This window comes from Streptomyces sp. BR123, assembly GCF_013401435.1.
Lineage (GTDB): Bacteria > Actinomycetota > Actinomycetes > Streptomycetales > Streptomycetaceae > Streptomyces.
This window is the reverse complement of the sequence record NZ_JACBGN010000425.1, coordinates 1-4,614: the sequence shown is the minus strand read 5'-3', so window position 1 is coordinate 4,614 and position 4,614 is coordinate 1. Positions and strand designations below refer to the sequence as shown.

The 4,614-nt window shown below is 73.3% G+C and carries 4 protein-coding genes; 2 read left to right on the top strand and 2 right to left on the bottom strand.

Annotated elements, in window-relative coordinates; all coding sequences use genetic code 11:
- On the top strand, window positions 1-724 hold a 724-nt coding region (locus HYE82_RS34220; protein WP_179178119.1), incomplete at its 5' end, for a cytochrome P450.
- Between the two features lie 48 nt (window positions 725-772).
- On the opposite strand, the gene HYE82_RS34215 is transcribed toward HYE82_RS34220, so the two are convergent.
- Together HYE82_RS34215 and HYE82_RS34210 are read right to left on the bottom strand one after the other, a co-directional pair.
- Window positions 773-2,011, bottom strand: a complete 1,239-nt coding sequence (locus HYE82_RS34215) for a hypothetical protein (RefSeq protein ID WP_179178118.1) — start codon at window positions 2,009-2,011, stop codon at window positions 773-775.
- 58 nt (window positions 2,012-2,069) lie between these two features.
- Complete coding sequence (locus HYE82_RS34210; protein WP_179178117.1) at window positions 2,070-3,617, bottom strand: MFS transporter; 1,548 nt, start codon at window positions 3,615-3,617, stop codon at window positions 2,070-2,072.
- A gap of 98 nt (window positions 3,618-3,715) precedes the next feature.
- Here HYE82_RS34210 and HYE82_RS34205 point away from each other — a divergent pair.
- On the top strand, window positions 3,716-4,614 hold an 899-nt coding region (locus HYE82_RS34205; RefSeq protein ID WP_179178116.1), incomplete at its 3' end, for a DPP IV N-terminal domain-containing protein.

Sequence of the window (4,614 nt, the reverse complement as noted above, 5' to 3'; positions counted from 1 at the left end):
CGACGGCGGCGGCGCCGGGGCGGGCGGGGACCTGCTGAGCCTGCTGTCCGCCGCCGGCAGCACGCAGGACGGCGAGTTCGACGCGGCCGAGCTGCGCGACCAGGTGCTGATATTCCTGCTGGCGGGGCACGAGACGACCGCGACCTCGCTCGCCTTCTCCCTGCACCTGCTGGGCCGGCACCCCGAGCACCAGGCGCGGGCCCGCGAGGAGGTCCTCCGCGTCCTGGGCGACCGTGCGCCCGAGGCCGCCGACCTGGAGCGGCTCCCGTACCTGACGCAGGTGCTCAAGGAGGCGATGCGGCTCTACCCGGCGGCCCCGGTCATCGGCCGCGGCTCCGTCGCCGCCACCGAGGTCGCGGGGCACGCCGTCCCGGCGGGCGCGGACGTGATCCTCGCCCCGTGGGTGACGCACCGCCACCCGCGGTACTGGCCGGACCCGGAGCGGTTCGACCCGGACCGCTTCACGCCGGAGGCGGAGGCCGGACGGCCGCGGTACGCCTGGTTCCCGTTCGGCGGCGGCCCGCGTGCCTGCATCGGTCAGCACTTCTCGATGCTGGAGTCGGTGATCGCGCTGGCGATGCTGCTGCGGGCGTACGAGGTCGAGGCCGTGGACACCGACATCCCCGTCAGCGCCGGGATCACCCTGCGCACCGAGGGCCCGATGCGCTGCCGGATCCGGAGTCTGGCCGGTCGGGGGCGGTCCGGCGCGGACCTCGCCGGCTGACCGTTCGGCGCGACGGCCGGTCGACGCGTCGAACGGCCGGGTGTCCGGCTACACCAGCGCCCCGGTGAAGAACATCGCGCCCAGGAGGGCGTACTGGACCAGGCAGCCGAGCAGCAGCAGCGCTTGGACCCACCGGGGCAGGTCCTTGACGATGACGAGCCCGACGAGCATCTGCGCGTGGTTGCGGTACCACGACATCTCCGCGCCGGCGAAGAACGGCAGCATGTAGATCGTCACCGTCAGGGTGAGGGCTGCCCACTCGGCGGCGTCGAGCCGGCGGTCCCGGACGAGCCGGACCGCGGCCGCGGCGACGACGAGCAGGACGAAGGCCGCGTTCAGCCAGAACTGCGGGCGGTGGGCTGCGAGGCCCTGCTCCACCAGCCAGGTCAGCCGCCCCTCGGGCACGTGCCAGTTCCGGAACGGGAAGGCGTAGGCCTTTCCCATCTCGGCGAAGGGCTGGCGCAGGCCGCCCTGCCCGTAGCTGACCGCCTGGATGGTCTCGTACGCGTCCCAGCGGCCCGTGGCCTGCCACATGAGCCACTTGGTCCAGAGCACGCCGCAGGCCGCGACGGCCGCCGACAGCCCGGCCTTCGCGAACCGCACCGGCCGGCGGTCCCCGTGCCAGGCGAAGAGCGCGCTCAGCAGCAGCATGCCGACGACGGCCGCGCCGACGATGTGACAGGCCGCGGCCACGAAGCCTCCGGCGGCGGCCATGGCCCAGGATCCGCGTTTCACCCCGGCGATGCTGACGAGCAGCGCCAGCGTTCCGAGGGCGATCGGGAACATCGCGTGGAGGTAGATGCCGCCGGGAAACACCGCGGCGATGGCGAGGGTGAGGCCGGTGGACCAGGTGAGCCGTGCGCCGAGCAGCCACCACAGCACCGCGAACACGCCGAACAGCGCCGCTTCGGTGACGACCACGGCGGAGATCTCGTAGGAGAGGCCGGTGGCGGTGAGCGCCCGGACCGCCATGGGGTATCCGGGGAACCAGGCGACGTTCCCGCACATGACGTCGGGGAAGTCCGGGTGGCGTTCGCGGCACCAGAACATCTCGTAGCCGGTCCTGGCGATGGACAGGTAGTGCTCGGAGTCCCAGCGGCGGCGGCTCCCCGTGGACCAGTAGGAGATCCGGGATCCCTCACCGGCCACGGACGCCTGCGCGACCAGCCAGGTGACGAGGTTCGAGAGCAGCCATGCGGCGAGCGGGGGCAGCAGGGCGTGCCGCCGGTCGCGGCGCGCCGGCCGGCCGGGGGCGGCGGCCGGTGCGGGGGCTGGGTCAGCGTTCACTTCACGCCCAGTGTGGCGAACCCGTCCCGGAGCCGCATGCGGAACGGCTCCGCGGCGCTCACGCAGCCGTCGCCGTGTGGTGGCCCTTCAGGCGGTCGAGGTCGGACGGGCGGACCTGGACGGCGAGCAGTGCGACGGCCGCGCCCACGAGGGTGAACGCCGTCGCGGCCACGAAGGCGGCGGTGACGCCCGCGGTGAGGACCACGTCGCCCCACAGGTCCGGGAGCCGGCCGGTGCGCCGGAACACGATCTGCTGTGCCGGGGTGGCGGTGGCCATGAAGTCGGCGACCTGGGCGGGGACCTCGTTGCGGCTGGCCGTGCCGAAGACGGTCACGAGGACGGAAAGGCCGAGCGAGCCGCCGACCTGCTGGGTGGTGTTCAGCAGGCCGGACGCGGCGCCGGACTCGCGCTCGGCCACGTTGGACAGCGCCATCACGGTCAGGGACACGAACTGCAGGCCCATGCCGAGGCCGAAGAAGATCATCGGGCCGAGGATGCTGCCGACGTAGGTGGAGTCGATGCCGGTCCGCGTCAGCCAGCCCAGGCCGATCGTGCAGGACAGGGCGCCGCCCACCATGAAGGGCTTGGGCCCGAACGTGGGCAGGAGCCGCGCGGTGATGCCCGCGGCGATGGCGATGATCACGCTGACCGGCAGGAAGGCGAGGCCGGCCTGGAGCGGACTGAATCCCAGCACGTTCTGCACGAACAGGGTCAGGAAGAAGAACATGCCGAAGATCGCGCAGGCGAGGAACAGCATGGTTCCGTAGGTGCCGGCGCGGTTGTGGTCGGCGAACATGTGCAGCGGGGTGATCGGCTGGACCGAGCGGCGCTCGTTGATGACGAACAGGGTCAGCAGGAGCACGGCCACGCCGAAGGAGGCCAGGGTGAACGGGTCGCGCCAGCCGTCCTGGGCCGCGCGGATGAACCCGTAGACGAGCGAGACCATGCCGACGGTGGACAGCAGGGCGCCGGCGAGGTCGAAGTGGCCGGGGTGGCGCTCGGACTCGTGCAGGACCCTGGTGGCGAGGGCGGCGACGACCACGGCGATCGGTACGTTGACGAACAGCACCCAGCGCCAGTCGAGCCATTCGACGAGGATGCCCCCGAGGAGCAGTCCGGTCGCGCCGCCGGCCGCGGAGACCCCGGCGAACACGCCGAACGCCCGGTTGCGGGCAGGGCCTTCGCGGAAGGTGGTGGTGATCAGGGCCAGGGAGGTCGGGGAGGCGATGGCGCCGCCGACGCCCTGGAGGGCCCGGGCGGCCAGCAACTGGCCCTCCGTACGGGCGAGTCCGCCGAGCAGTGAGGCGAGGCCGAAGAGCAGGACGCCGCAGATGAAGACCCGTTTGCGGCCGAGGATGTCGCCCGTGCGTCCGCCGAGGAGCAGCAGCCCGCCGAAGGCGAGGGTGTAGGCGCTCACGACCCACGACAGGCTCTCGGTGGAGAAGCCGAGCGACGTCTGGATGTGCGGCAGCGCGATGTTGACGATGGTGATGTCGAGAACGACCATGAGCTGGGACGAGCCGATGACGAAGAGCGCGAGCCCCCTTCGGTTCCCGCCCGTGCTGCCGTCGGTCTCCTTGCCGGTCGGCGATGCGTTCGGGTCCACCCTCCCGACGCTAAACCTGCCCCCCGGGGCACACCACTCGAATGGCCCAGCATGCACGACCTGTGCAGTGTGCCATTTCACATGTCACACTGCCGTCCATGGACGATTTCCTCAGGCTCTCCGCCCGGACGGCCCGCTTCACGTACGGCGCCCCGCGCGCGTTCGCCTTCGGCGACGGCGGCCGGCTGCTCTGGTTCCTCCGCTCCTCCGGCCCCGCCGACCCCCACGACTCCCTCTGGGTCCTGGACACCGCCACCGGCTCCGAAACCCTCCTCGCCGACCCGCGCGCCCTCGCCCCCGCACCCGGCCCGCTCCCCGTCGCCGAGCGGCGGCTGCGCGAGCGGACCCGGCTCACCGCCGCCGGGATCGGCTCGTACGCGCTCTCCGGCGACGGGCGGAGCGCGGCCTTCGCCCTCTACGGCCGCCTGTTCACGGTCGCGTACGCCCCCGGCGCCCGGCCGGCCGTCGTCGAGGTGCCCGCCGCCGGCCCCGCCTTCGACCCCCGCCCCGACACCGACGGCTCCCGCATCGCCTACGTCACCGACGACGCCCTGTACACCGCCCCCGGCGGGCGGGTCAGCCCCGACGACGGGGCCCGCTGGGGCGTCGCCGAGTTCGCCGCCGCCGAGGAGCTCGGCCGCTCCCGCGGCCACTGGTGGTCCCCCGACGGCGCCACCCTCCTCGCCGCCCGTGTCGACGAAACCGCCCTCCAGCGGCGCCACTTCGCCGACCCCGCGCACCCCGAGCTGCCGCCCGAGGACTTCGCCTACCCCGAGGCGGGCGGGCCCAACGCGGACGTCCAGCTGTGGGTCCTCGGGCCGGGCGGCCGACGGATCCGGCTCGACTGGGACGCCGAACGCTTCCCGTACGTCTCCGACGCGTCCTGGGAGTCGTCCGAGGAGATCCTGCTGACCGTCCAGGACCGGCTCCAGCAGTGCGTCCTGCTGCTCACCGCCGACCCCGCCACCGGCCGCACCGGGGAGCTGTCCCGCACCAC